24 protein-coding genes and 1 riboswitch are annotated in these 25517 nt (G+C 73.6%); of the genes, 18 read left to right on the forward strand and 6 right to left on the reverse strand.

Going from position 1 to position 25517, the window contains the following annotated elements; all coding sequences use genetic code 11:
- Positions 1-1065 (forward strand): anthranilate phosphoribosyltransferase, encoded by a 1065-nt coding sequence (gene trpD, locus ACQZOG_RS07915; RefSeq protein ID WP_033272948.1) that lies wholly within the window; start codon positions 1-3, stop codon positions 1063-1065.
- A 72-nt stretch (positions 1066-1137) separates the two neighbouring features.
- Positions 1138-1254: riboswitch (SAM riboswitch) on the forward strand.
- Positions 1255-1425: 171 nt separating this feature from the next.
- On the forward strand, positions 1426-2832 hold the full coding sequence (locus ACQZOG_RS07920; protein WP_193467896.1) for an aminotransferase class V-fold PLP-dependent enzyme: 1407 nt from the start codon (positions 1426-1428) through the stop codon (positions 2830-2832).
- A 30-nt stretch (positions 2833-2862) separates the two neighbouring features.
- On the opposite strand, the gene ACQZOG_RS07925 is transcribed toward ACQZOG_RS07920, so the two are convergent.
- Positions 2863-3144, reverse strand: a complete 282-nt coding sequence (locus ACQZOG_RS07925; protein ID WP_033272950.1) for an Lrp/AsnC family transcriptional regulator — start codon at positions 3142-3144, stop codon at positions 2863-2865.
- On the reverse strand, positions 3141-3878 hold the full coding sequence (locus ACQZOG_RS07930; protein ID WP_058915967.1) for a rhomboid family intramembrane serine protease: 738 nt from the start codon (positions 3876-3878) through the stop codon (positions 3141-3143). The genes ACQZOG_RS07925 and ACQZOG_RS07930 overlap by 4 nt, the downstream gene beginning before the upstream one ends.
- A gap of 155 nt (positions 3879-4033) precedes the next feature.
- Between ACQZOG_RS07930 and ACQZOG_RS07935 the strand changes: the two genes are divergently transcribed.
- From ACQZOG_RS07935 to ACQZOG_RS07955, 5 genes are all read left to right on the forward strand, one after another.
- Positions 4034-4273, forward strand: coding sequence for a hypothetical protein (locus ACQZOG_RS07935; protein WP_033272952.1), 240 nt, complete (start codon positions 4034-4036; stop codon positions 4271-4273).
- A gap of 67 nt (positions 4274-4340) precedes the next feature.
- Positions 4341-5684, forward strand: a complete 1344-nt coding sequence (locus ACQZOG_RS07940) for an NYN domain-containing protein (RefSeq protein WP_037639139.1) — start codon at positions 4341-4343, stop codon at positions 5682-5684.
- A gap of 231 nt (positions 5685-5915) precedes the next feature.
- Positions 5916-6956 carry a C40 family peptidase gene (locus ACQZOG_RS07945; RefSeq protein ID WP_033272954.1) on the forward strand — a complete coding sequence of 347 codons (1041 nt, stop codon included), beginning with the start codon at positions 5916-5918 and terminating at the stop codon, positions 6954-6956.
- 191 nt (positions 6957-7147) lie between these two features.
- Positions 7148-8161 (forward strand): NlpC/P60 family protein, encoded by a 1014-nt coding sequence (locus ACQZOG_RS07950; protein ID WP_058915966.1) that lies wholly within the window; start codon positions 7148-7150, stop codon positions 8159-8161.
- Positions 8162-8194: 33 nt separating this feature from the next.
- On the forward strand, positions 8195-9391 hold the full coding sequence (locus ACQZOG_RS07955) for a hypothetical protein (protein ID WP_382002133.1): 1197 nt from the start codon (positions 8195-8197) through the stop codon (positions 9389-9391).
- 238 nt (positions 9392-9629) lie between these two features.
- On the opposite strand, the gene ACQZOG_RS07960 is transcribed toward ACQZOG_RS07955, so the two are convergent.
- A complete protein-coding gene (locus tag ACQZOG_RS07960) occupies positions 9630-10865 on the reverse strand; it encodes a glycosyltransferase 87 family protein (RefSeq protein WP_430741404.1) in 1236 nt (411 codons plus the stop codon).
- Between the two features lie 122 nt (positions 10866-10987).
- Between ACQZOG_RS07960 and ACQZOG_RS07965 the strand changes: the two genes are divergently transcribed.
- A complete protein-coding gene (locus ACQZOG_RS07965) occupies positions 10988-12130 on the forward strand; it encodes a glycosyltransferase family 4 protein (protein ID WP_033272958.1) in 1143 nt (380 codons plus the stop codon).
- Positions 12131-12315: 185 nt separating this feature from the next.
- Here ACQZOG_RS07965 and ACQZOG_RS07970 read toward each other — a convergent pair whose 3' ends face one another.
- Positions 12316-14112 carry an AMP-dependent synthetase/ligase gene (locus tag ACQZOG_RS07970; protein ID WP_430741405.1) on the reverse strand — a complete coding sequence of 599 codons (1797 nt, stop codon included), beginning with the start codon at positions 14110-14112 and terminating at the stop codon, positions 12316-12318.
- Positions 14113-14408: 296 nt separating this feature from the next.
- On the opposite strand from ACQZOG_RS07970, the gene ACQZOG_RS07975 reads away from it, so the two are divergent.
- The 6 genes from ACQZOG_RS07975 (at position 14409) to ACQZOG_RS08000 (ending at position 19758) form a co-directional block, all read left to right on the forward strand.
- Positions 14409-15206 (forward strand): metallophosphoesterase family protein, encoded by a 798-nt coding sequence (locus ACQZOG_RS07975; protein WP_051724377.1) that lies wholly within the window; start codon positions 14409-14411, stop codon positions 15204-15206.
- 142 nt (positions 15207-15348) lie between these two features.
- Positions 15349-15792, forward strand: coding sequence for an SRPBCC family protein (locus ACQZOG_RS07980; protein ID WP_019521993.1), 444 nt, complete (start codon positions 15349-15351; stop codon positions 15790-15792).
- Positions 15793-16047: 255 nt separating this feature from the next.
- Complete coding sequence (locus tag ACQZOG_RS07985; protein WP_193454763.1) at positions 16048-17199, forward strand: ArsA family ATPase; 1152 nt, start codon at positions 16048-16050, stop codon at positions 17197-17199.
- A 58-nt stretch (positions 17200-17257) separates the two neighbouring features.
- A complete protein-coding gene (locus ACQZOG_RS07990; RefSeq protein ID WP_430741406.1) occupies positions 17258-17818 on the forward strand; it encodes a DUF5304 domain-containing protein in 561 nt (186 codons plus the stop codon).
- 130 nt (positions 17819-17948) lie between these two features.
- Entirely contained in the window at positions 17949-18902 is a 954-nt protein-coding gene (locus ACQZOG_RS07995) for an ROK family glucokinase (protein WP_033272963.1), read from the forward strand.
- A gap of 97 nt (positions 18903-18999) precedes the next feature.
- On the forward strand, positions 19000-19758 hold the full coding sequence (locus tag ACQZOG_RS08000) for an endonuclease/exonuclease/phosphatase family protein (RefSeq protein WP_058915963.1): 759 nt from the start codon (positions 19000-19002) through the stop codon (positions 19756-19758).
- A gap of 6 nt (positions 19759-19764) precedes the next feature.
- Here ACQZOG_RS08000 and ACQZOG_RS08005 read toward each other — a convergent pair whose 3' ends face one another.
- Together ACQZOG_RS08005 and ACQZOG_RS08010 are read right to left on the reverse strand one after the other, a co-directional pair.
- The gene (locus ACQZOG_RS08005; RefSeq protein WP_033272965.1) at positions 19765-20358 is read right to left on the reverse strand and encodes a hypothetical protein; all 594 of its coding nucleotides are present in this window, start codon (positions 20356-20358) and stop codon (positions 19765-19767) included.
- Positions 20351-21148, reverse strand: coding sequence for an alpha/beta hydrolase (locus ACQZOG_RS08010; protein ID WP_033272966.1), 798 nt, complete (start codon positions 21146-21148; stop codon positions 20351-20353). The genes ACQZOG_RS08005 and ACQZOG_RS08010 overlap by 8 nt, the downstream gene beginning before the upstream one ends.
- Before the next feature lie 209 nt (positions 21149-21357).
- On the opposite strand from ACQZOG_RS08010, the gene ACQZOG_RS08015 reads away from it, so the two are divergent.
- From ACQZOG_RS08015 to ACQZOG_RS08030, 4 genes are all read left to right on the forward strand, one after another.
- On the forward strand, positions 21358-22182 hold the full coding sequence (locus ACQZOG_RS08015) for a lysophospholipid acyltransferase family protein (protein WP_033273161.1): 825 nt from the start codon (positions 21358-21360) through the stop codon (positions 22180-22182).
- Positions 22183-22216: 34 nt separating this feature from the next.
- Positions 22217-23455 carry a MacS family sensor histidine kinase gene (gene macS / locus ACQZOG_RS08020; RefSeq protein ID WP_033272967.1) on the forward strand — a complete coding sequence of 413 codons (1239 nt, stop codon included), beginning with the start codon at positions 22217-22219 and terminating at the stop codon, positions 23453-23455.
- Positions 23452-24135: a response regulator gene (locus ACQZOG_RS08025; protein ID WP_033272968.1), complete on the forward strand. Its 684-nt coding sequence runs from the start codon at positions 23452-23454 to the stop codon at positions 24133-24135. The genes macS and ACQZOG_RS08025 overlap by 4 nt, the downstream gene beginning before the upstream one ends.
- A 138-nt stretch (positions 24136-24273) precedes the next feature.
- Positions 24274-25302 carry a 6-phosphofructokinase gene (locus ACQZOG_RS08030; protein WP_430741407.1) on the forward strand — a complete coding sequence of 343 codons (1029 nt, stop codon included), beginning with the start codon at positions 24274-24276 and terminating at the stop codon, positions 25300-25302.
- Positions 25303-25517 lie beyond the last annotated feature (215 nt).

Consider the following 25517-nt stretch of genomic DNA (forward strand, 5'->3'; position numbering starts at 1 on the left):
ATGAGCGCTGTGACCCCCGCTGGAGGCGACACCGCGGCGGGCCGCTCCTGGCCCGCCCTGCTGAACACCCTCCTGGACGGCCGGGACCTGACCGCCGACGAGGCCGCCTGGGCGATGGACCTGATCATGCGCGGCGAGGCGACCGACGCGCAGATCGCCGGGTTCGCGGTGTCCCTGCGGGCCAAGGGCGAGACCGTCGACGAGATCACCGGCTGCGTGCGGGCGCTCTACGACCACGCCAACGTCATCGAGGTGCCCGGCGCCACCGTCGACATCGTCGGCACCGGCGGCGACGGCGCCAAGACGGTGAACATCTCCACCATGTCCTCGATCGTCGTCGCCGGCACCGGCGCGAAGGTCGTCAAGCACGGCAACCGCGCCGCGTCCTCCGCCTCCGGCGCCTCCGACGTGCTGGAGAAGCTGGGCGTCAACCTCGAACTGACCCCGCGCCGGGTCGCCGAGGTCGCCGAGGAGGCCGGCATCACCTTCTGCTTCGCGGTGAGGTTCCACCCGGCGCTGCGTCATGTGGCCGCCGCGCGCGGCCAGCTCGGCGTCCGCACCGTGTTCAACTTCCTCGGCCCGCTCGCCAACCCGGCGAAGGTCAAGGCGCAGGCCGTCGGCGTCGCCGACGCCCGGATGGCGCCCATCATGGCCGGGGTGTTCGCCGGTCGCGGCAACTCCACCCTGGTGTTCCGCGGCGACGACGGCCTCGACGAGCTGACCACCACCGGCACCTCCAAGGTGTGGGTGGTCCGCGACGGCGCGGTGACCGAGGAGACCTTCGACCCGCGCGACGTCGGCATCGACCTGGTCCCGGTGGAGGCGCTGCGCGGCGCCGACGCCTCCTACAACGCCGAAGTGGCCCGCCGGCTGCTGGACGGCGAGCGCGGCCCCGTGCGGGACGCGGTGCTGCTGAACTCGGCGGCGGCCCTGGTGGCCCTGGAGCCCGGCAGCGGCACGCTCACGGAGCAGATCCGCGCCGGGATGGAGAAGGCCGCCGAGTCCGTCGACTCCGGCGCCGCGCGGCGCGTCCTCGAACGCTGGGTCGCCGTCAGCAACGCGTAGGCCCCGCACGGCCGTCCCGCGATCCGGATACGGGTTGCGGGACGGCCGTCGCCTCGCGTACGTTCCCTCTCAGGTCATGAGTGACAGCCATCAGGCCCCGGCCGGCTGTCCGGCAACCCTCCGTCCGTGGCGGGGTGCCCCGGGTGAAGACCAGGCCGTGAGCAGCAGGGCTCACGGCAAGCGCGGACCCCTCGCACACCAGGGGTCCTGGTCGTCGAGGAGTCTTCCGTGAGCAAGCGAATGCGTTAGGGCGTCGAGCCCCGCCTCCGCACACCCTCGTCACTTTCCTCTCCGCGCTGGAGCGACGCGTCACGCCGTCCGCTCGCGCGAGGATCCGCCCTGCCCTCCGGGAGTTCCGTCATGCCTGCTGCCGCCACCGCCACCGCCACCGCCGTACCCGCTGCCGCCGCCGAGCCGTCCGTCCCCACCCCGCTGCCCGTCCTCGGCCGGGACGTCGCCGTGCCCCTCGTCACCGGCGGCGAGGTCACCTACGCCGCTCTCGACTACGCCGCCAGCGCCCCCGCCCTCCAGCGCGTCTGGGACGACGTGGCCGCCTACGCCCCCTACTACGGCAGCGTCCACCGCGGCGCCGGCTACCTCTCCCAGCTCTCCACCGACCTCTTCGAGAACGCCCGCCGTACCGTCGCCGGGTTCCTCGACTGCCGCGCCGACGACCAGCTGGTGTTCACCCGCTCCACCACCGACTCCCTCAACCTGCTCGCCGCCGTCCTGCCCGACGGCTGCGAGGTCTTCGTCTTCGAGACCGAGCACCACGCGGCGCTGCTGCCCTGGCAGCGGGCGGGCCGGGTGACCGTCCTCGACGCCCCCGACAGCCCCGCGCGGGCCGTCGCGTCCCTGGAGCGCGCCCTCGCCGACCGTGACCCCCACGGGCCGGCCCTGGTCTGTGTCACCGGCGCCTCCAACGTCACCGGCGAGCTGTGGCCGGTCCGCGAACTCGCCGCCGCCGCCCACGCGCACGGCGCCAGGATCGTGCTGGACGCCGCCCAGCTCGCCCCGCACCGCGCGGTGTCCGTGCGCGAGCTGGACGTGGACTGGGTCGCCTTCTCCGGGCACAAGCTGTACGCGCCCTTCGGATCCGGGGTCCTGGCCGGCCGCGCCGACTGGCTGCGCGAGGCCGGGCCGTACCTCGCCGGCGGCGGCGCCAGCCGCGCGGTCACCCGGCGCGCGGACGGGGGAGTGGACGTGGAATGGCACGAGACCGCCGCCCGCCACGAGGCCGGCTCGCCCAACGTCATCGGCGCCTACGCCATCGCCTCCGCCTGCAAGGCGCTCACCGAGGCGGGGTTCGAGGCGCTGGCCGCACGGGAGGACGCGCTGGTGCGCGCGGTGCGGGAGGGGCTGGCGGACGTGCCCGAGGTGCGTTTCCTGTCCCTGTTCGGCGACGACGCGCCCCGGGTCGGGGTGCTGTCCTTCGTGGTCGACGGCTGGAACAGCTCCCACTTCGCGGCGGCTCTGTCCGCGGAGTACGGCATCGGCGTACGCGACGGCCTGTTCTGCGCGCACCCGCTGGTGCGGAGGCTGCTCGGCGGCGACACGGGCGGTGCGGGGGAGTGCGGGGCGCCGGAGGCGGGGGCGCTGAACGCGATCCGGGTCAGCTTCGGGGCCGGCACGCCGGAGGAGCATGTCGCACGGTTCGTGCGGGCGGTGCGGGAACTCGTGCGGGACGGGGCACGGTGGACGTACCGCACGGTGGAGGGGCGGTGCGTGCCGGACACGTCGGCCACGGACGGCCCCTCCGGCGCCTGAGGAGCGGAGCCGGGGCGGAGCCCCGGGGGGTCAGCTGTCCAGCCCGATGGCGAAGGCTGCCTCGAGGTCGTGCTGGGAGTACGTCCGGAACGCCACGTGCGTGTCCGTGCCCTCCACCCCCGGGATCTTGCTGATGCTGCCGGGGATGACCTCGGCGAGGTCCTCGTGCTCCCGCACCCGCACCATGGCGATCAGGTCGTACGTGCCGGTGACGGAGAAGACCTCGCTGACGCTGTCCAGCGCGGCGATCTGTTCCGCGATCTCGGGGATCCGGTCCACGCTGGTCTTGATGAGGACGATCGCGGTGATCACGGCTGGTTCTCTCCCTCGGGGGCCGGAGCAGGGGCGGACTTCACTGTAGTCGCCCCGCCGCGCCACACCCACGCGCAGCCGAAGCCCAGCGCGAAGCCCACCAGGTGCGCCAGATGGGCCACCCCGGGGCCGCCCTCCGGCGTCCGCCCGGCCGCCGCCCACTGCAGCGCCGCCCAGAACGGCAGCACCGCCCACGCGGGCAGCCGTACCGGCACGAAGAAGGCGAACGGCAGGAGACTGGTGACCCGCCCGCGGGGGAACAGGAAGAGGAACGCCCCGAGCAGCGCCGAGATCGCCCCCGAGGCCCCGACCAGGGAGCGCTCGGAGCCGGCGTTGGCGGCCGCGTACCCCAGCAGGGCGAGGTAGCCGCAGCCGGCGTAGCAGAGGGCGAACCGCACCCGGCCCATCCGTGCCTCGGTCAGCGGCCCGAACACGTGGAGGAACAGCATGTTGCCCAGCAGGTGCACCCAGCTGCCGTGCACGAAGAGCGCCGTGGCGGGGGTGAGGACGGCCGCGGGGGACCCGTCGAACAGGTCTGCGGGGATCACGCCCCAGCGGCGGAAGTAGTCCCGCTGCGCGGCGAGCAGCTCCTCCCCGGAGCCGTGCGCCGGGTGCAGCCCCGAGGCCGGTCCGACCAGGAAGACCAGGCAGCACAGCACGATCAGGGTGCGGGTGACCGGGGCGGGCGTGGTCCTCAGCGCCCCTGCGGCCGCCGCGGTCCAGTTGCGGATCATGGGTACAGAGCATGACGTAACCGGACGCAACCGTGCGGATCGCCTCGCCGCCGTGGACGGGCGGGCGGCGCGGGCCCGGCAGGCCGTAGGGTTACGAGCCACACGCACCGGCCGCCCGGTGCGTCTAGGACACTGGAGAAAGGCGAACAGCCACGATGACGGTTCCCCTGCCGACCGACTCGACGCGGTGGCGCTGCACCCTCTGCGGCAACCTCACCCGCTTCGACGTCACCCGCTCGTCGAAGGTCGTCGAGTACGTGCACCTCGATCTGGCCGGAGAGCCCAAGGTCGAGGAGCGCGAGGTGCTCGACGAGACGATCGAGTCGGTGCGGTGCCGCTGGTGCAACGCCGTGGACCAGGTGGAACTCGTGGACAGGCCGGGCGCCGACTCCTGACACGGAGCCGGCCCCGCTGACGGCGGCCCCCCGGACGGGGCCGCACACAGGCATTGGGGTGTGACGGATGGTGGAGACCACGGGCGGGGGGCCGCAGGACGGCGCCGCCGAGGTGCTCGACCGTCCGCTGCCCGACGGGGTGCGCCGCAAGGTCGTCCAGATCGTCGCGGACGGTTTCGGCGGACTCACCGTCGCCGAGCTGCCCGCGCAGCTGCGGCAGTACGCCCGGTTCACCCCGACCCGCCGCGCCAAGTTCGCCGGGAACGCGATGGCGGCGGCGCTGGAGACCGATCCGCTGTTCCGGCAGCGGATCGGGGAGAAGCTCAGAGAGTCCCAGCCGGAACTGACCGGCGCCCTCGACTCCGGCTCCCCGCCCCCGGCCGCGGACCCGCTCGACGTGGCGGCCGCGGCCTACGTGCTCCGCCCGCCGGGCTGGGTCAAGCTGGTCACCGCCGCCGGCGAGGAGGCGCAGCGCGCCGACGCCGAACGCGCCGACGAGGAGACCCGCGCCGAGCTGGAGCGGCTGCGCGCCGAACTGGACCGGGCCCGCGAGCACACCCGCTCCGAGACCGAGCGGCTGCGCGCCGAGCTGGACGCGGCGAGGAAGGAGACCGACTCGCTGCACCGCAAGCTGCGGTCCGCCCTCGCCGACGTCAAGCGCGGCGAGGCCGCCCTGCGCAAGCTGCGCGGCGAGATGGAGGCGGTGCGCGCCGAGGGCCAGGCCCAGGTGTCCGCCGCCGAGAGCGAGACCCGGCGCGTCAAGGCCCGGCTGGGGGAGTCCGAGGCCGCCCTGGAGGCCGCCCGCCGCGCCGCCCGCGAGGGCCGCAGCGTCGAGGACATGCGCGTACGGCTGCTGCTCGACACCGTGCTGGACGCCGCCCAGGGGCTGCGGCGCGAGCTGGCGCTGCCTCCCGTGTCCGTGCGGCCCGCGGAGACCGTGGACGCCGTGGAGCCGGGCCGGATGACGCCCAAGGACATCGCCGCCCGCGCGCTCTCCGAGGACGACCCGGCCGTCCTCGACCAGCTCCTCGCCCTGCCGCAGGCGCATCTGGTCGTCGACGGCTACAACGTCACCAAGACCGGCTATCCGCAGATGCCGCTGGAGAAGCAGCGGCTGCGGCTGCTCGGCCAGCTCGCGCAGCTCGCCGCCCAGACCGGCGCCGAGGTCACCTGTGTCTTCGACGGCGCCGAACTGGCCGCGCCGGTGCTGCTGGCGCCGCCGCGCGGGGTGCGGGTGCTGTTCTCCAAGCCGGGCGTCACCGCCGACGAGCTCATCCGCCAGCTCGTGCGCGCCGAGCCGCCGGGGCGGCCGGTCATCGTGGTCTCCACCGACCGCGAGGTCGCCGACGGGGTCGCACGCGCCGGCGCACGCCCCGTGGCGTCGGCCGTGCTCCTCAAAAGGCTTTCCTAGTATCTGATGCACATCAGTCCCTCGTGCAACGTACAGGGCTAATGCCTGAATTGACGGAACCGTCACGCAACGTAGCGTCAAGGGCGCGTCACTGCAGGTGAGTTGTCACGTAATAAACGCGCTGTAGCGGAGATTTTGTGCCCAGGGATTTGAACTGATCACAAGAGAATCACTAGGGTCTGCCTTCGAACCCTCGCTCGCGCGATCACTCTCGAGAAGGAGCTCGTCTCCGTGGCGTCCCACCGTCGTCCCAAGCAGCCGAGCCGCGCACGCGTGACCGTGCTCACCACCGCCGCCGCTGCTGCCGTCGTCATGAGCTCGCAGGCCGCCAACGCGGCCCCCAGCGAGAAGCCGAGCAAGGACGAGGTCAAGGCCAAGGTCGACAAGCTCTACGAGCAGGCGGAGCAGGCCACCGAGAAGTACAACGGGGCCAAGGAGAAGCAGGAGAAGCTCCAGAAGGAGATCTCCACCATCCAGGACAACGTCGCCAAGGGTCAGCAGGAGCTCAACGACCTGCGCGACGGCCTCGGTTCGATGGCCAGCGCCCAGTACCGCAGCGGCGGCATCGACCCCTCCGTCCAGCTGTTCCTCTCCGCCGACCCGGACGACTACCTCGACAAGGCGTCCACCCTGGACCAGTTGAGCGCCCAGCAGGTCGACTCGCTGAAGAAGATCCAGGAGAAGCAGCGCGAACTGGCCCAGCAGCGCGCCGAGGCCGCCGAGAAGCTCAAGGACCTCTCCTCCACCCGGGCCGAACTGGGCAAGAAGAAGAAGCAGGTCCAGGGCAAGCTCGCCTCCGCGCAGAAGCTGCTCAACAGCCTCACCGCCGCGGAGAAGGCGCAGCTCGCCGAGGAGCAGAACCGCGCCACCCGCGCCAGCGAGCGCGACGCCCTCTCGGTCAACGTCCCGGCCGGCTCCGGCCGCGCCGCCGCCGCCTTCGCCGCCGCGCAGAGCAAGCTCGGCACCCCCTACGTCTACGGCGCCACCGGCCCGTCCTCCTTCGACTGCTCGGGCCTGACCTCCTGGGCGTACGCGCAGGCAGGCGTCGGCATCCCGCGCACCTCCGAGGCCCAGACCGGCGCCGGCACCAAGATCTACTCGGTGGACCAGCTCAAGGTCGGCGACCTGGTGTTCTTCTTCAACGACCTGCACCACGTGGGCCTCTACGCGGGCAACGGCCAGATCATCCACGCCCCCCGCACCGGCACCGTCGTGCGCTACGAGTCGATGAACACCATCGGCGGACCCTTCATGTTCGGCGTCCGCGTCTGACCGATACCGCCCGAGGTGCCCCCGTTCGGGGGATTCCCGGCGGCCCCGTTCCACCCTCACGCCCCGCCTTGACCCAGGTCAACGGCGGGGCGTCACCGTGTGTGCCGCCGTGGCCGTGGCTCCGCGGGCGGCCCCGGCGGCTACTGTCTGCCGCGTTTCCCTGTCCGCCAGCGGAAGGAGCGCGACTTCCCGTGGGGTCCCATCGCCGTACCGCACCGTCCTCAGGGTCCGAGCGGAGCACGGCCCTCGCCCTGGGCCTGCTCTCCGCGGCCGCCACCGCCCTCGGCGCGGTACCCGCCACGGCCGCGCCCCAGGAGGACACCCGGGCCGAGGTCGACCGCCTCTACCGTGAGGCCGAGAAGGCCACCGAGGCCTACAACGCGGCCGACGAGCGCGCCGACGCCCTGCGCCGGGAGATCGCCGACGCCCAGGACGGCATCGCCCGCAAGCAGCAGCGGGTCAACACCATGCGGGAGACGCTGGGTTCGCTCGCCGGCTCCCAGTACCGCTCCGGCGGCCTCGATCCCGCCCTCTCCCTGCTGCTGTCCGAGGACCCGGAGGACTACCTCCGCAAGGCCTCCGTCCTCGACCGGCTCGGCGTCCACCAGACCGCCGAACTCAGGAAGCTCCGCGGCACCCTGCGCTCGCTGTCCCAGGACCGCGCCGAGGCCGCGAAACGGCTCGGCGCCCTCGAACGCAGCCGCAAGGCCGCCGCCACCCACAAACGCACCGTGGAGCACAAGCTCGCCGAGGCCCGCCGGCTGCTCAACTCCCTCCCGGCCGGCGAACGCGCCGCCTGGGACCGCGCCTCCCGCTCCGGCCGCACCGACCTGCTCGGCCCCGGCGGCGCCCCCGCCTCCGGACGCGCGGCCGCCGCCGTCGCCGCCGCCCGCTCCGCCCTCGGCAGGCCCTACGTGTGGGGCGCCAACGGCCCCTCCGGCTTCGACTGCTCCGGGCTCACCCAGTGGGCGTACGCGCAGGCCGGCGTCGCACTGCCGCGCACCTCGCAGGCGCAGCGGTACGCCGGACGGCAGGTCCCGCTGTCCGAGGCCCGCCCCGGCGACCTGGTCCTCTACCGCTCCGACGCCTCCCACGTGGCGATGTACACGGGCAACGGCCAGGTGATCCACGCCCCCTACCCCGGCGCACCCGTGCGCTACGACCCGGTCGGCATGATGCCGGTCTCCTCGGTCACCAGGGTCTGACTCCCGCGGGCCCGGGCCCGTACCCTCGGAAAGGTGGCCGGTCGAACGCGGGTGTCCCTCCAGGCGGCGGTGGCGGCGTTGTGCCTGCTGCTCGCCGCCCTCGTGGGATGCGGCGGCGGCCCCGCGGTGGACGCCGCCCGCGCCGAGGTGCAGTCCCTGCTCGACCGGCGCGCCGAGGCCGTCCTCGACCGCGACGCCGCCGCCTACGCCCGCACCGGCACCCGCGACGGCTTCGACAACCTGCGCGCGGTGCCCCTTGCGGACTGGTCCTACCGGCTCACCGCCCTGGACCGCACCGGCGACCGCGCCACCGCCTCCGCCGACCTCAGCTACCGCGTCGACGGCCACGACCGCTCGCCGGTCGTCACCGCCCGCACCCTCAGCCTCGGCCGGGACCGCGACGGCCGCTGGTCGGTGGAGTCCGACCGCCCCGCCGAGAAGTCCGGGCAGCAGCTCTGGGACCAGGGCAGGGCGCAGGCCGTGCGCGGCGAGCGCAGCCTGGTGCTGGGCGTCGGGCACTCCGAGGAGGCCCTGCGCGACTACGCCGACCTCGCCGACCGTGCCGTGCCCGCCGTCTCCGACGCCTGGGGCCCCGAGTGGGCGCGCCGCGTCGTCGTCCTCGTTCCGGAGACCCTGGAGGGCATGGCGGGCCTCCTGGGCTCGCCCGCGTCCTCCTACCGGGGCATCGCGGCCGTCACCACCGGGGCGACCGGAGGCGGACCGCGGGCGCCCGCGGACCGGGTGATCGTCAACCCCGACGCCTTCGGGCTGCTCGGCGACTCCGGACGGCAGGTCGTCCTCACCCACGAGACCGCGCACGTCGCCACCCGCGCCCACACCTCCGCCGCGACGCCGCTGTGGCTCTCCGAGGGGTACGCCGACTGGGCCGGCTACCGCGGCGCGGGCCGCGACCCCGCCGAGGCCGCGCCCGAACTCGCGCAGGCCGTCGGGCGGGGCGAGCTGCCGGGCGCGCTCCCCGAGGACGAGGAGTTCGGCTTCACCGGAGACGCGGACGGGCTGGCGCGGGCGTACGAGGGCAGCTGGCTGGCGTGCCGGATGATCGCGGAGCGGTGGGGGGAGGAGGGGCTGGGGGCGTTCTACCGCGCCGTGGGCGCGCATCCGGACCGCGAGGGCGCGGTCGAGGACGCGATGGGGCGTGTGCTGGGGGTGACGCCGGAGGAGTTCACACTGCAGTGGCGGGACTATGTGCGGGGGGTTCTGGCGGAGTGAGGGGTGCCTTCGGAACGGCCGCGCAGTTCCCCGCGCCCCTTTGTGGGACGTCTCCGTCCGTGGCGCCCGTGCCGCGCCGTGGGGGCTGGTCGCGCAGTTCCCCGCGCCCCTGAGGGGTGTCCTAGCTGCGGGCAGTCGTGCCGCTGGGGCGGCACGGGTGGGCGCGGCGGTACCCCGTCGACGCCGGGTGCGGGACCTCCGTGGCTGGGCGCGCAGTTCCCCGCGCCCCTGAGGGGTGTTACGAAGGCACCCTCGTTCGTTCCGCCCAGGACGGGCCAGGCGTGGAGGGAACTTCCCTCCGGCCCGGCACCGTCGCCCGCCACAGGGCGCCGGCGGCCAGCAGCGACGCCGCCACCAAAAGCCCGTTGCGGACCACCAGCAACGTGACGCCCAGCGCGTCGCTCGCCACCACGTGGCCGAACCACACGGGGAACTCCAGCATCGTCACCGGGCACGCCACCAGCACCAGGACCGCCGGCCGCCCCATGCGGCTCTCCCGGAAGCACAGGCACACCGCCGCCGTCCCCACCAGCCACACCAGGTACTGGGGACTGATCACCCGGCTGGTGACGGTGAACAGCAGCACCGCCGTGAACGCCGCGTCCGCCGCCGTGTGCGGCGCGAACCGGGTCGCCAGCAGCCGCCACAGCACCAGCCGGGCCAGCGCGGCCCCCGTCAGGAACAGCGCCCCTGTGGACACCCAGCTCACGTACGGACCCAGAAACTCCACCGAGCCGTAGTTCAGCAGCACCTCGCCGTCCCAGCCGTGGTGCCGGGCCACGTGGAACACCAGCGACCCCAGCGACTCCACCTCCGTGCCCCGGTCCCGCTGGAAACCGAGGAAAGCGAACGCGCCCGGCATCAGCACCGCGAACAGCCCGGCCACCGCCACACCCGTCACCGCCGCCGACACCCACGCGGCCCGCCTGCGCACCGCGAGCAGCAGCAGCGCCGGCCACACCTTCAGCAGCGCCCCGAACGCCATCAGCGCGCCCGCCGTCCGGGGATGCCGGCCGGCCGCCAGCAGCGCGGCCACCGCGACCGCGGTCACCATCACGTCGTAGCGGGCGTACACCGTCGGACCGAGCAGCGGCACGCCCGCCACCCACAGCCACGCCCCGCGCCGGGAGCGGCCCGTGCCGCGCGCCCCGCCCAGCAGCAGCGCCAGCGCCGCCGCGTCGGCCACCAGCGCCAGTACGAAGAAGGCCGTGGCGTACTCCAGGAACGGCAGCACGGCGGGGGAGAGGATCGCCAGGGCCGCGGCGGGCGGGTACTGCCAGGTCACGTCGTCCTGGGGAAACGTTCCGGTGACCAGGACGTCGTACCAGCCCCGGTAGATCACCGACACGTCGCTGGTGACGTCGGGGCCCGGGAAGACGATCACCTTCAGCACGCACAGCAGCAGCGCCGCGCGCGTCACGCCCCAGATCCCCAGCAGCCCCGCCAAGGACCCCCGTGCGGCCGTCGGTTCCACGTGATTCCTGCCCGTCCGGTGTGCGGTCGATGAGGGGCCATGATGTCCCGGAAGCCGGTGCACATGCCACCGAGCAGCGCCGTGGGCGGACGCGCGACAACCGTTCGGTAGGGTCGGCGGCGATGCACAAGACCCTGATCGTCACCAACGACTTCCCGCCCCGTCCTGGCGGCATCCAGGCCTTCCTGCACAACATGGCGCTGCGCCTGGACCCGGAGCGCGTCGTCGTCTACGCGTCCACCTGGAAGCGCGGCCGGGAGGGTGTCGAGGCGACCGCGGCCTTCGACGCCGAGCAGCCCTTCACCGTCGTCCGCGACCGTACGACGATGCTGCTGCCCACCCCGGCCGCCACCCGGCGGGCCGTGGGGCTGCTGCGCGAGCACGGCTGCGGCTCGGTGTGGTTCGGGGCGGCGGCGCCGCTCGGCCTGATGGCGCCGGCGCTGCGACGGGCGGGCGCCGGGCGGATCGTGGCCACCACCCACGGCCACGAGGCCGGCTGGGCCCAGCTGCCCGCCGCGCGGCAGCTGCTGCGCCGTATCGGGGAGTCCACGGACACGATCACCTACCTGGGCGAGTACACCCGCTCCCGGATCGCCCGCGCCCTCACCCCGGAGGCCGCCGCCCGCATGGTGCAGCTGCCGCCCGGGGTCGACGAGAAGACCTTCCACCCCGGCTCGGGCGGGGACGAGGTGCGCGCCCGGCTCGGGCTGACGGACCGCCCGGTGGTCGTGTGCGTCTCGCGTCTCGTGCCGCGCAAGGGCCAGGACACGCTGATCCGGGCGATGCCCGCGATCCTCGCCGCGGAGCCGGACGCCGTCCTGCTGGTCGTCGGCGGCGGTCCCTACGAGAAGGACCTGCGCCGTCTCGCCGCCGACACCGGCGTCGCCGCCTCCGTCCGCTTCACCGGCTCCGTCCCCTGGTCCGAGCTGCCCGCCCACTACGGCGCGGGCGACGTCTTCGCGATGCCCTGCCGGACCCGGCGCGGCGGCCTCGACGTGGAGGGCCTGGGCATCGTCTACCTGGAGGCGTCCGCGACCGGCCTCCCGGTCGTCGCCGGCGACTCCGGCGGCGCACCGGACGCCGTCCTCGACGGCGAGACGGGCTGGGTGGTCCGCGGCGACTCACCCGCCGAGACCGCGGAGCGCGTCACCGCCCTCCTCGCCGACGAGGAACTGCGCCGCAGCATGGGCCGGCGGGGCCGGGACTGGGTCGAGGAAAAATGGCGCTGGGACCTCCTCGCCGACAAGCTGAAGACTCTCCTGTAAATGCGGAAGCCGCCCCTCGGGGCGGCTTCCGCATTTACAGGGGCACGGGGAACTGCGCGCCCAGCCCCCACGGCGCGGCACTCGTCCAACGGGCGGACGCCACCCCTCAGGGGCGCGGGGAACTGCGCGAACAACCCCCACGTACCGGCACCCGCCAACGGCGAGTAGTGCCAACCCAGTTGGCGCTACTTCGCGTAAATCGCCTCGATCTCGTGCGCGTAATCCTTAGCCACAACATTCCGCTTCAGCTTCAGCGAAGGCGTCAAGTGCCCCGACTCCTCCGTGAACTGCGCCGGCAGAATGCGGAACTTCCGCACCGACTCCGCCTTCGACACCGCCGCGTTCCCGTCGTCCACCGCGTCCTGGATCGCCGCCAGCAGATCCGGGTCCTCGCACAGCGACGCCGCCGTCGCCCCCTCCGGCTTGCCGTGCTCCGCGCACCAGCGGCCCAGGAACTCCTCGTCGATGGTGACGAGCGCGCCCACGAACGGCCGCCCGTCGCCGACCACCATGCACTCCGCGACCAGCGCGTGCGCCCGGATGCGGTCCTCGATGACCGCCGGGGCGACGTTCTTGCCGCCGGCCGTCACCAGGATCTCCTTCTTCCGGCCGGTGATCCGCAGGTAGCCGTCCTCGTCCAGGGTGCCGATGTCCCCGGTGTGGAACCAGCCGTCGGCCAGCGCCTCGGCGGTCGCGCCCGGGTTGTTCCAGTACTCCTTGAACAGGTGCTCGCCGTGCAGCAGCACCTCGCCGTCGTCCGCTATGCGCACCACGGAGCCGGGCAGCGGCTGGCCGACCGTGCCGATCTTCTGGCGGTCCCACGGGTTGAAGGCGGTGGCCGCGCAGGACTCGGTCAGGCCGTAGCCCTCCAGCACACTGAAGCCGATGCCGCGGAAGAAGTGGCCGAGGCGCTCGCCGAGCGGGGCGCCGCCGGAGATGGCGTACTCGCCGCGTCCGCCCAGCACCGCGCGGAGCTTGCTGTAGACCAGCTTGTCGAAGACCTTGTGCTTGACCTTCAGGCCGAACGACGGGCCCGACGGGGAGTCCAGCGCCTGGCTCCAGGCGATCGCGGCGTCGGCCGCCTTGTCGAAGATCTTGCCCTTGCCGTCCGCCTGCGCCTTGGCGCGCGCCGAGTTGTAGACCTTCTCGAACACCCGCGGCACGCCGAGGATCAGCGTCGGGCGGAACGAGGCCAGCTCGTCGGTGAGGTTCTTGATGTCCGGGACGCAGCCCAGCTTGATCGGCGCCACCATCGGCGCGATCTGCACCATCCGCCCGAAGACGTGGGCGAGCGGCAGGAACAGCAGCACCGAGCACTCGCCGGTGCGGAACAGCGGACGCAGCCGCTCCACGATGTTGCCGCACTCGGCGAAGAAGTTGCGGTGGGTGAGCACGCAGCCCTTGGGGCGGCCGGTGGTGCCCGAGGTGTAGACGATGGTCGCCGGGTCGTCGGCCTTGGCGACCGAGGAGCGCTCCTCGACCGTCTCGTCGCCGACGTCCGCGCCGAGGCGGCGCAGCTCCTCCAGGCCGCCGTCCTCGATCTGCCACACGTTCTTCAGCCCGGGCAGCCGGTCGCGCACGGATTCCACGGTCGCCGCGTGCGAGTCGAGCTCCACCAGGCAGGCGGAGGCGCCGGAGTCGCCGAGGATCCACGCGACCTGCTCCGCCGAACTGGTCTCGTACACCGGCACGGTGATCGCGCCGGCGCTCCAGATCGCGAAGTCGAGCAGCGTCCACTCGTAGCGGGTGCGGGACATCAGGCCGACCCGGTCGCCGGGCTGCACGCCCGCCGCGATCAGGCCCTTGGCGGCGGCCCGCACCTCGTCGAGGAAGGTGGTGGCCGTCACGTCCTGCCACGTGCCGGCGACCTTGCGGGCCATGACGGCGACGTCTGGATGCTGCGCGGCGTTTCGGCGGACGATGTCGGTCATGTTGCCGTCCGCGGGGACCTCGTACAGGGCCGGAAGGCTGAACTCGCGCAAGACTGCTGCTCCTCTTAGGGCGCCGGCGCCACGACGTTGTGCGATGCGACGGTGCGGTCCAAGGCTCGGGCGGGTGCTCAAGAATTCACTGGTTGAAATCCCGAGCACGACTGGACTGCCCGGACGTTACCCGCCGGTATGGCTGTCACGACAGGGGGGCCCTGCCAGATGTTCGCTGCGTCACACAGCTTGGTGTTTCATTGCGCACAGTAGTCCACGGCGGATCCGGCGAGCCAGTAACCGCAGGTAGGACCGCCATTGTTCACGTATGCCCCACGGGATTACGCTTGATCGCCATGGCATCCTCACCCGGCGGCGGCTCCGGCACCCGCGTCCACGTGGTCAGCGACGTACACGGCAACGCGGCCGACCTCGCCCGCGCGAAGGAGGGCGCCGACGCCCTGATCTGCCTCGGTGACCTGGTGCTGTTCCTCGACTACGCCGACCACTCGCGCGGCATCTTCCCCGACCTGTTCGGCACGGAGAACGCCCACCGCATCGTCGAGATGCGCACCGCCCGCCGCTTCGAGGAGGCGCGCGACTTCCAGCGCGGACTGTGGGCCGGCATCGGCGTCGACCGCGCGACGGCGATCGAGACGGCGGTGCGCAAACAGTACGCGGAGATGTTCGCCGCCTTCCCCACTCCTACGTACGCCACCTACGGCAACGTCGACGTGCCGCCCCTGTGGCGGGAGTACGCCGGGCCCGGCACCACCGTGCTCGACGGTCAGCGGGTGGAGATCGGCGGCTGGACCTTCGGCTTCGTCGGCGGCGGCCTGCGCACCCCGATGCGCACGCCGTACGAGATCGACGACGAGGAGTACGCGGCGAAGATCGAGGCCGTCGGCGAGGTCGACGTGCTGTGCACGCACATCCCGCCGGAGGTCCCGGAGCTGGTCTACGACACCGTCGCCCGCCGCTTCGAGCGCGGCAGCACCGCGCTGCTGGAGGCGATACGCCGTACCCGGCCCCGCTACTCGCTGTTCGGCCACGTCCACCAGCCGCTGGTGCGGCGCATGCGGATCGGCGCCACCGAATGCGTCAACGTGGGGCACTTCGCGAGCACCGGCCGGCCCTGGGCGCTGGAGTTCTGAGACGCCTCGGGACGCCGACGCCCCAGGTCGGGTGATCTCGGTACGGGCGGTGCGCGGTAGCCTTCCGCTGCACGCGCGTGCGCCGGCCGGCCCACGCACGGCGAGGACGACCTACCGGCCCGCATCTGGAGGAGCCACGGCGATGGCGGAACACACCAGCTCGAGCATCACCATCGAGGCGGCACCGGCCGACGTGATGGGAGTGATCTCCGACTTCGCCCGCTATCCCGAGTGGACGGGAGAGGTGAAGGAGGCGGAGGTCCTCAAGACCGACGCGGAGGGCCGCGCGGAGCAGGTCCGTCTGGTCATGGACGCCGGCGCGATCAAGGACGACCAGACCCTGGCGTACACCTGGAGCGGCCCGCACGAGGTCTCCTGGACCCTGGTGAAGTCCCAGATGCTCCGCTCCCTCGACGGCTCCTACGTCCTCACCCCCGCGGGCGCGGACACCACCGAGGTCACCTACCGCCTGACCGTCGACGTCAAGATCCCGATGCTCGGCATGATCAAGCGCAAGGCGGAGAAGGTCATCATCGACCGCGCCCTGGCGGGCCTGAAGAAGCGCGTGGAGTCCGGCGCGAAGTAGAACGCCCGCGGCGTCCGGCTTTCCTCGTGGTCCTCGCGTTCCCGGTGCGCCGTATCGGCCCTGGCGGGCCTCGTCCTCAAACGTCGGGCGGGCTGATTCCGGCCTCGGGCCTCGTCCTCGAACGTCGGGCGGGCTGATTCCGGCCTCGGGCTTCGTCCTCGAACGCCGGGCGGGCTGAATCCAGCCCCTCCGGCGTTCGAGGAGCGGGGTCCGGGGCGGAGCCCCGGGTGTGGGCGACCGGTAGCGTGCAGCCTCATGCGCACCCTCCTGATCACCGGCCCCGGCGGCGCCGGCCGCACCACCGTCGCGGCCGCCACCGCGTTCGCCGCCGCCCGTGAGGGCGCCCGCACACTGCTGCTGGGAACCGATCCGGGGGACACCCTGGGGCCGGTGCTCGGGGACGCGGACCTCCCCGGCCTCACCGTGCGCCGGATCGACGCCGACGCGGGCCTCCGGGCCGACCTCGCCGCGTTGCAGGAGCGCGCGGGCGGTGCGCTGGACCTGCTCGGCGCCTCCCGCCTGGAGCCCGGGGAGACCGGATCCCTCCCCGGCGCCGAGGAACTCGCCGTGCTGCGCGCCCTGCGGGACGCCGCCGCCTCCGAGGACGCCTGGGACCTCCTCGTCGTCGACCTGCCCGCCACCCCCCGCGCGCTCGCCCTCCTCGCCCTGCCCGAGGAGCTCCGCCGCGTCCTGCGCCGCCTGCTGCCGCCCGAGCGGCAGGCCGCCCGCGCGCTGCGCCCCGTGCTCGGGCGGCTCGCGGGCGTCCCGATGCCCGCGGAGTGGATCTACGAGACGGCCGCGCGCCTCGACCTCCAGCTCGCCGCCGTCGAGGCCCTCCTCGCCGACCGCGGCACCGCCGTACGCCTGGTCGCCGAACCGGGGCCCGCCGGCGCCGACGCCCTGCGCACCGCCGCCCTGGGCGTCGCCCTGCGCGGGCTGCGCCTGGACGCGGTCGTCGCCAACCGCGTCCTGCCGGAGGGCGAGGCGGCGGGCTGGCTCGCCGGGCCCGTCGCCCAGCAGCGCAAGACGCTCGACGAGTGGCGCGAGGAGCACACCGTGCGCACCGTCGCCCACCTCGGCCGCGACCCGCGCGGCGCCGACGACCTCGCCGCCCTCGCGGCGCCCGCCGCCCCCGCGGCCACCGGCCCGGTCCGCTGGCCGGTCGCCGACCGGATCGCCGAGGACGGCGTCCTCGTCTGGCACCTCCCCCTGCCCGGCGCCCGCCGCGAGGCCCTCGACCTCGTCCGCCGCGGCGACGAACTGACCGTCACCGCCGGACCGTTCCGCCGCGTCGTCCCGCTGCCCTCCGCGCTGCGCCGCTGCACCGTCGACGGCGCCGCCCTCCGCGAGGGCGAGCTGCGCATCCGATTCCGGCCCGATCCGGAGCTCTGGCCGCGCAGCCGGTGAAGCCGCGACGGCCGTTCGGGTACCGTCGAGGGGGCCACCCGCAGTCAAGGAGTCCGTCATGAGCGAACAGCTCCCCCCGCCCGACGACACCGGGAACGAGGCCGGGGACGAGAGCTTCGGCAAGCGGGCCGACGACGCCCGGGACGACCGTGCCGAGGCGCCCGCCGAAGCCCCCTCCGAGGTGCACGACGACGCCTGGGCCACCGCCGCCGCCGAGGACCTGGAAGCCGAGCGGGCCCGCCGCCGTGCCCGCCACGGCACGCCCCCGGGCTCCGCCGCCGAGGAGTTCAGGAAGCTCGTCGACGCGGTCGCCGGCAAACTCTCCGACCTCCAGTCACCGCTGCTCGGCGCGGTCGCCGGACCCGCCGCCCAGCAGGTCGTCCGCCAGGTCGTGCAGCAGGCGAAGGCCGCCGTCGAACCCGTCATCGAACGCAACCCGGACGTCTTCGACCACCTCGCCGCCGCCGGCAGCGAACTCCTCGCCGCCTACCGCTCCGCCGTGCAGGACCAGGAACGCCGCTGGACGGCGCGCGACACCCCGCCGCACGCCCCCGAGGAGCGCCGCGACCCCGGTGACGACCCCGGCACCGGCCCTGGCGAGCGCATCGACCTCGACTGAGCCCCGCCCGGTGAGTCCCGCCCGGATCCCCCGGCGGTTCCGGGCCGCCCGGCCTGCGGACACAGGGACGGCGCGCCCGTCACCTCGGGTACCGTTGGCGTAGCGGGGCTCGACCGAAACTGAGGGATTCATGGGACTCACCATCGGCGTCGACATCGGCGGCACGAAGATCGCGGCCGGCGTGGTCGACGAGGAAGGCACCATCCTCTCGACCCACAAGGTGCCGACCCCGGGCACGCCCGAGGAGATCGTGGACGCCATCGCCTCCGCGGTGGAGGGAGCGCGCGCCGGGCACGACATCGTCGGCGTGGGCATCGGCGCGGCCGGCTACGTCAACCGCCAGCGTTCCGAGGTCTACTTCGCCCCCAACATCCACTGGCGCAACGAGCCGCTCAAGGAGAAGGTCGAGGCCCGCGTGGGCCTCCCGGTCGTCGTGGAGAACGACGCCAACGCGGCGGCCTGGGGCGAGTACAAGTTCGGCGCGGGCAAAGGCCACCGCAACGTCATCTGCATCACCCTGGGCACCGGCCTCGGCGGCGGTGTGATCATCGGCAACAAGCTGCGCCGCGGCCACTTCGGCGTGGCCGCCGAGTTCGGCCACATCCGCATGGTGCCGGACGGCCTGCTGTGCGGCTGCGGCTCGCAGGGCTGCTGGGAGCAGTACGCCTCCGGCCGCGCCCTCGTCCGCTACGCCAAGCAGCGCGCCAACGCCACCCCCGAGCAGGCCCAGACGCTGCTCTCGCTCGGCGACGGCACCCCCGAGGGCATCGAGGGCAAGCACGTTTCCATGGCGGCCCGCCAGGGCGACCGGGTGGCCGTCGACTCCTACCGCGAGCTGGCCCGCTGGGTCGGCGCGGGCCTGGCCGACCTCGCCTCCCTGTTCGACCCGTCCGCGTTCATCGTCGGCGGTGGCCTCTCCGACGAGGGCGAGCTGGTCCTCGGACCGATCCGCAAGTCGTACCGCCGCTGGCTGGTCGGCGGGAACTGGCGTCCCGTCGCCGACGTCCTCGGCGCCCAGCTCGGCAACAAGGCCGGCCTGGTCGGCGCCGCCGACCTGGCCCGCGAGCCCGACCCCGTCATGTGACGGCCCCTCGGCACCCGGCCGGCGCCCGCCCGACCCCCGGAGGGGAACGGCGGGCGTCGCCGTACCCGGAGGGCCTCCGCGGCGTATCTTGATCGGCATGGCGACGACTGAGCTGCTGCCAGGGTCCCGCACCGACGCCGACGGCTCGGCCGTCGTCCGGGTCCTCAGTTACAACATCCGCTCGATGAAGGACGACACCGCCGCCCTCGCCCGGGTGATCGGGGCATGCGCGCCCGACCTGGTGCTGCTCCAGGAGGCGCCGCGGTTCTTCCGCTGGCGCAAGCAGCTCGCCCGGCTCGCCTCCGACTCCGGACTGGTGATCCTCTCCGGCGGCGCGACCGCCGCCGGACCCGCCCTGCTGTGTTCCCTGCGGGCCACCGTCGAACGCACCGAGGACGTGCTGCTGCCGCTCACCCCCGGCCGGCACCGGCGCGGCTTCGCCACCGCCGTCGTACGGTTCGGCGGCGCCCGGCTCGGCGTGCTCAGCTGCCATCTGTCCCTGGAGAGGACCGAGCGGTACGAGCAGGGCGGGATGCTGCTGGACCGGGTGGCCGGGATGGGGGTCGACCACGCCGTCGCGGGCGGGGACCTCAACGACGAGCCGTCCGGGCGCACCTTCCGCCGGCTGGCCGGCACCCTCACGGACTGCCGCACCGCCGCGCCCTGGGGAGGCGAGCACACCTGGACGCGCACCGGCCCGCCCAAGCGCATCGACGCCCTGTTCGTCACCAAGGGCGTCGAGGTGCTGGGCTGCGGCGTCCCCCACGATCAGCCGGGAGTGACGGAGGCGGACCTGCGGGCGGCGACCGACCACCTGCCGGTGCTGGCCGCCCTCAAGGTCCCGGCAGCCGTCTGAGCGGGGTCAGACCACCGCGCCGCGGCCCGGGTCCTCGTCGTCCTCGTCGTCCGTGCGCATCCGCATCACCAGCGTGAGCGCGCCGCCCAGGAAGCCGCCGATGCACGCGGTGGCCAGCCACCAGGTCATCTCCCAGCCCAGCAGTATCGCCAGCAGAAGCAGCACCGGCGCGCCCAGCACCCCCAGCCAGGCGAACTTGGAGGTCACGTCCGCCTCCGGCAGCGGCGGCGGCTCCGGCGGCACGAAGTGCCCCTCGTCGCTCTCGTCGAGGTCCTCCTCCGCCGGCTCCTTCACGCTGTAGTCCCGCGGTCCGACCCCCGGCGCGAACGCCACCGAGCCGCCCAGCGGCCTGGCCGGAGGCTCCTCCTCCGTCTTCCGCGGGGGCGCCTTGGTCCCGACGCCGTCCGCGCCGTCCTCGTCGTTGGTCTCGGGCTCCAGCAGCGCAAGGTCCTCCACCGACTTGAACGGCTTGGCGCCCGGCGGGTCCGGCGGCTCCTCGCCGTACCCGGCGACGATCGCCTCCCACGCGGCGGCCTCGTCGAAGGGGACGCCCTTCTCCTCCGGCTCGCGGCCCTCACGGTCCGAGTCGTGGTCAGCCACCTGCGGTCGTCCCTTCCTTGCCGAGACCGGGCTCCCTGACGGCGCCGGGTGCGAGCCGGCCGATGAACGCGGTGCTCTCCCGGAAGATGAGCTCCGCGTCGTGGTCCAACGTCGCCACGTGGTAGCTCTGTTCCAGCAGGACCTCCGACACGTCCGTCGACGACACCCGGGACAGGATCCGCGCCGAGTCCGCCGGCGGCACCACATGGTCCTGGGGGCTGCGCATCAGCAGCAGCGGCTGCGTGACCTGCGGCAGCTCACCGTCGACCAGCCGGAAGAAGTTCCGCAGGGAGTGCGCCGCGTGCAGCGGCACCTTGTCGTACCCCAGCTCCCGGGTCACCGGCTTGGCGATGTCGCTCGCGATGCCCTTGGTCGCCGGGACGAGATGACGCAGCACCGGGAGGGCGTGCGCGGCCACCCCGTGCACCTTGTTCGCCGGATTGACCACCATCACCCCGCTCACCGCGTCACCGTGGCGCGCCGCCAGCCGCAGCGCCAGCGCGCCGCCCATCGACAGTCCCGCCACGAACACCCGCGCCGAGCGGTCCCGCAGCAGCCGCAGTTCGCGGTCCACCTCCGCGTACCAGTCCTGCCAGCCCGTCACCCCCAGGTCCTCCCAGCGGGTGCCGTGCCCGGGGAGCAGCGGCAGCGACACGGTCAGCCCGCGCTCGGCGAGATGCTCCGCCCACGGGCGCATGGACTGCGGCGAACCGGTGAAGCCGTGGCAGAGGAGGACCGCGGTCTCCCCGCCCTCGTGGCGGAACGGCTCGGCTCCGGTCAGCAGCGGCACCTTCGGCCTCCTGTTTCCTGGGACTTTCCTCGGACTCGTGGTCGGTCCGGCACGTCGTCCCGGCCGGCGCGCGGCCGGCACGGCAATTGCAGGACCTTCACCGTACGCGACCGCACTGACACCGACCAGGGCCGTCGGGGCCTTCGGCGCCGCTCCGGGATATGGTCTGACCAACACGCACGGGAGGCACTCGGTTGTTGTACGGCACGATGAAGGTCGCCATCGGAGGGCCGCTGAAGCTCGCCTTCAGGCCCTGGGTGGAGGGCCTGGAGAACATCCCGGCCGAGGGCCCCGCCATTCTGGCCAGCAACCACCTGTCGTTCTCGGACTCCTTCTTCCTCCCCGCGGTGCTCGACCGCAAGGTCACCTTCATCGCGAAGGCGGAGTACTTCACCACTCCGGGCGTCAAGGGCAGGATGACGGCGGCCTTCTTCAAGGGCGTCGGCCAGCTCCCCGTGGACCGCTCCGGGGCGCGCGGCGCCGGCGAGGCGGCGATCAAGAGCGGCATAGAGGTGCTGGAGCGCGGTGAGCTGTTCGGGATCTACCCCGAGGGCACCCGCTCGCCCGACGGCCGCCTCTACCGCGGCAAGCCGGGCGGCCTGGCGCGTGTGGCGCTGGCCACCGGGGCGCCCGTCGTCCCGGTCGCCATGATCGACACGGAGAAGATCCAGCCCCCCGGGCAGGTCATGCCCAAGCTGATGCGCCCGGGCATCCGGATCGGCAAGCCCCTCGACTTCACCCGCTACCAGGGCATGGAGCACGACCGCTTCGTGCTCCGCGCGGTGACGGACGAGGTCATGTACGAGATCATGAAGCTGTCCGGCCAGGAGTACGTCGACATGTACGCCACCGCCATGAAGCGGCAGCTCGCCGAGGCGGCCAAGGCCGAGAAGGAAGCCGAGAAGGCCGAGCGGGAAGCGGAGAAGGCCGCCAGGGCCGCCGTCGCCCGGGCCGACAAGGAGCAGGCGGAGAAGGTCAGGGCGGCCATGGAGCAGACGGACCGGGGACAGACCGGGGGACCGTCCGAGCCGTAGCCGGGCCGGGCACGCACCGGGGGGAGTGGGGGACATGGCCCAGCGCGACAGAGTCATGCGCATGTCGGTCGAGCAGCCGCTGTGGCGCGCGCTCGCCGGCTACCGCGTCCTGACCATGATCTACGCGATCGGGCTGTTCGCCGCCGCCCACGACGGGTTCGCCCGTCCTTGGCTCGCGATCGCCTACTTCGCCGTCCTCGGCGTGTGGACCCTCGCCACCCTGCCCAAGGTCGCGAGCGCCGCCGCCTGCACCAAGCCGTTCCTCGCCGCCGACCTCGCCGTCGCGCTCACCGGCATCCTGATCACCCCGCTCGCCGACGCCGCCCAGCGCGTCCACGACGGCGGGCCCACCCTGCCCTCCATCTGGACCGCCGGCTCCGTGCTCGCCTTCGCGGTCAAGGGCGGCTGGCGGTGGGCCGCCCTCGCCTCCACCCTGGTCGCCGTCGCGAACCTGGTCGAGCGCGGCACCCCCGCCCGCGACACGGTGCACAACGTCGTCCTCGTCTGGGTCGCGTCCATCGCCATCGGGTACGTCGTCGAGGTGGCCCGCGCCTCCGAGCGCACCCTCGCCCGCGCCCTGGAGATCGAGGCCGCCACCCGGGAGCGGGAGCGCCTCGCCCGGGACATCCACGACAGCGTCCTCCAAGTCCTGGCGATGGTGCAGCGGCGCGGCGCCGTCATCGGCGGCGAGGCGGCCGAGCTGGGCCGGATGGCCGGCGAGCAGGAGGTGGCGCTGCGCACCCTGGTCTCCGGCGGCCTGGTCCCCGTCTCCCGCGCCTCCGAGGACGCCGCCCAGGGCGCCGTCGTCCGGAGCGTGGAGGAGGACGAGCCGGACGACGACGGGCCGGTGGACCTGCGGTCCCTGCTCGCCCCGCATGCCGGGTCCCGGGTCAGCCTCGCCGAACCCGGCGCGCCCGTGCCGCTCGCCCCGCGGGCCGCGCGCGAGGTGGCCGCCGCCGTCGGCGCCGCCCTGGACAACGTCCGCCGGCACGCCGGGGAGCAGGCGCGGGCCTGGATCCTGGTCGAGGACGAACCGGACGAGGTGATCGTCACCGTCCGCGACGACGGCCCCGGCGTCCCGGAGGGACGGCTCGCCCAGGCCGAGGGGGAGGGGCGGCTCGGCGTGGCCCAGTCCATCCGGGGCCGGCTGCGCGACCTCGGCGGCAGCGCCGACGTGATCTCCGTGCCGGGACAGGGCACGGAGGTCGAACTCCGGGTGCCGAAGCATCACCAGCAGACGAACGACCCGCGGGGGAAGGCGGAACAGCGATGACCGGGACGACACCGATCAGGGTGATGGTGGTCGACGACCACCCGATGTGGCGTGACGCCGTCGCGCGCGACCTCTCCGAGTCCGGCTTCGAGGTCGTCGCCACGGCCGGCGACGGCGACCAGGCGGTGCGCCGCGCCAAGGCCGCCGCGCCCGGCGTCCTGGTCCTCGACCTCAACCTGCCCGGCAAGCCCGGCGTGCAGGTGTGCAAGGAGGTCGTCGCCGCCGACCCGTCCGTCCGGGTGCTGGTGCTCTCCGCGAGCGGCGAGCACGCCGACGTCCTCGAGGCCGTGAAGTCCGGCGCCACCGGCTACCTGCTCAAGTCCGCCTCCACCGAGGAACTGCGCGACGCCGTGCGCCGCACCGCCGACGGCGACCCCGTGTTCACCCCGGGCCTCGCCGGACTGGTCCTCGGCGAGTACCGCCGCCTGGCCTCCGAACCGGCCGCGCCCGCCGGCGCCGGCGGCGGCGAGGAGCAGAAGGCGCCCCGGCTCACCGAGCGCGAAACCGAGGTGCTGCGCCTGGTCGCCAAGGGCCTGAGCTACAAGCAGATCGCCGAACGCCTCGTCATCTCGCACCGCACCGTGCAGAACCACGTCCAGAACACCCTCGGCAAACTCCAGCTCCACAACCGCGTGGAACTCGTCCGGTACGCCATCGAGCGCGGCCTCGACGACGAGTAGTCCGGTCCCTCCCCGTCCCAACACCCGGACGCTTCCCGGTATTTACCGTCCCGGCCATGTCGATGTGACCCCGGTCACCCTTACCGTGCCAGGTGGGAACGAACGGCATTCCGTCGACCATGGCGAAGGGACACTTCCATGCGGGTCGGAGTACTGACCGGAGGCGGCGACTGCCCCGGGCTCAACGCCGTCATCCGGGCCGTCGTCCGCAAGGGCGTACAGGAGTACGGCTACGAGTTCACCGGGTTCCGGGACGGCTGGCGCGGTCCTCTCGACGGCGTCACCGTCCCCCTCGACATCCCCGCCGTGCGCGGCATCCTGCCCCGCGGCGGCACCGTCCTCGGCTCCTCACGGACCAACCCGCTCAACCAGCAGGACGGCATCCGCAGAATCAAGGACAACCTCGCCGCGCTCGGCGTGGACGCGCTCGTCACCATCGGCGGCGAGGACACCCTCGGCGTCGCCACCCGTCTCGCCGACGAGTACGGCGTCCCCTGCGTGGGCGTGCCGAAGACCATCGACAACGACCTGTCCGCCACCGACTACACCTTCGGCTTCGACACCGCCGTCGGCATCGCCACCGAGGCCATCGACCGGCTGCACACCACCGCCGAGTCCCACATGCGGGTGCTGGTCGTCGAGGTGATGGGCCGCCACTCCGGCTGGATCGCACTCCACTCGGGCCTGGCCGGCGGCGCCAACGTCATCCTCATCCCCGAGCACCCCTTCGACGTCGACCAGGTGTGCGCGTGGGTGACCTCACGGTTCCGCGCCTCGTACGCGCCGATCGTGGTCGTCGCGGAGGGGGCGGTGCCGCGGGACGGCGACATGGTGCTCAAGGACCAGTCCCTGGACGCGTTCGGACACGTCCGGCTGTCCGGGGTGGGTGAGTGGCTCGCCAAGCAGATCGAGAAACGCACGGGGAAGGAGGCCCGGACCACGGTCCTGGGTCACGTCCAGCGCGGCGGTACGCCCAGCGCCTACGACCGGTGGCTCGCCACCCGCTTCGGCCTCCACGCGATCGACTGCGTCCGCGACGGGGACTTCGGCACGATGGTCGCGCTCCAGGGCACGGACATCGTCCGCGTCCCGATCGCCAACGCGACGGCCCGCCTGAAGACGGTCCCGCCGTCCCTCTACGAGGAGGTGGGCGTCTTCTTCGGCTGACGCCCGGGTGCGGCCCGTCGGTGGCTGGTCGCGCAGTTCCCCGCGCCCCTGAGGGGCGCTCTCGCCGCCCCAGCCGCGGGCAGTCGTGCCGCTTGGGGCGATGGGGGTACCTCCCGCTCGAGCGAAGCCGAGAGTGGGGGAGGGTGGGCGCGGCGGCACCCCGTGAGCGCCGGGCTGCGTACGCCCCCGCCCCGCGCCGACACCCAGGGCCCTTC

The organism is Streptomyces sp. P13-3-3 (genome assembly GCF_050571355.1).
Taxonomy (GTDB): Bacteria; Actinomycetota; Actinomycetes; order Streptomycetales; family Streptomycetaceae; genus Streptomyces; species Streptomyces althioticus.

Bases quoted from the DNA above. Each gene is read 5' to 3' on its own strand.
- trpD (WP_033272948.1), top strand. From the start codon at position 1: ATGAGCGCTGTGACCCCCGCTGGAGGCGACACCGCGGCGGGCCGCTCC.
- ACQZOG_RS07920 (WP_193467896.1), top strand. From the start codon at position 1,426: ATGCCTGCTGCCGCCACCGCCACCGCCACCGCCGTACCCGCTGCCGCC.
- ACQZOG_RS07930 (WP_058915967.1), bottom strand. From the start codon at position 3,878: ATGATCCGCAACTGGACCGCGGCGGCCGCAGGGGCGCTGAGGACCACG.
- ACQZOG_RS07935 (WP_033272952.1), top strand. From the start codon at position 4,034: ATGACGGTTCCCCTGCCGACCGACTCGACGCGGTGGCGCTGCACCCTC.
- ACQZOG_RS07940 (WP_037639139.1), top strand. From the start codon at position 4,341: ATGGTGGAGACCACGGGCGGGGGGCCGCAGGACGGCGCCGCCGAGGTG.
- ACQZOG_RS07965 (WP_033272958.1), top strand. From the start codon at position 10,988: ATGCACAAGACCCTGATCGTCACCAACGACTTCCCGCCCCGTCCTGGC.
- ACQZOG_RS07975 (WP_051724377.1), top strand. From the start codon at position 14,409: ATGGCATCCTCACCCGGCGGCGGCTCCGGCACCCGCGTCCACGTGGTC.
- ACQZOG_RS07980 (WP_019521993.1), top strand. From the start codon at position 15,349: ATGGCGGAACACACCAGCTCGAGCATCACCATCGAGGCGGCACCGGCC.
- ACQZOG_RS07985 (WP_193454763.1), top strand. From the start codon at position 16,048: ATGCGCACCCTCCTGATCACCGGCCCCGGCGGCGCCGGCCGCACCACC.
- ACQZOG_RS07990 (WP_430741406.1), top strand. From the start codon at position 17,258: ATGAGCGAACAGCTCCCCCCGCCCGACGACACCGGGAACGAGGCCGGG.
- ACQZOG_RS07995 (WP_033272963.1), top strand. From the start codon at position 17,949: ATGGGACTCACCATCGGCGTCGACATCGGCGGCACGAAGATCGCGGCC.
- ACQZOG_RS08000 (WP_058915963.1), top strand. From the start codon at position 19,000: ATGGCGACGACTGAGCTGCTGCCAGGGTCCCGCACCGACGCCGACGGC.
- ACQZOG_RS08015 (WP_033273161.1), top strand. From the start codon at position 21,358: ATGAAGGTCGCCATCGGAGGGCCGCTGAAGCTCGCCTTCAGGCCCTGG.
- macS (WP_033272967.1), top strand. From the start codon at position 22,217: ATGGCCCAGCGCGACAGAGTCATGCGCATGTCGGTCGAGCAGCCGCTG.
- ACQZOG_RS08025 (WP_033272968.1), top strand. From the start codon at position 23,452: ATGACCGGGACGACACCGATCAGGGTGATGGTGGTCGACGACCACCCG.
- ACQZOG_RS08030 (WP_430741407.1), top strand. From the start codon at position 24,274: ATGCGGGTCGGAGTACTGACCGGAGGCGGCGACTGCCCCGGGCTCAAC.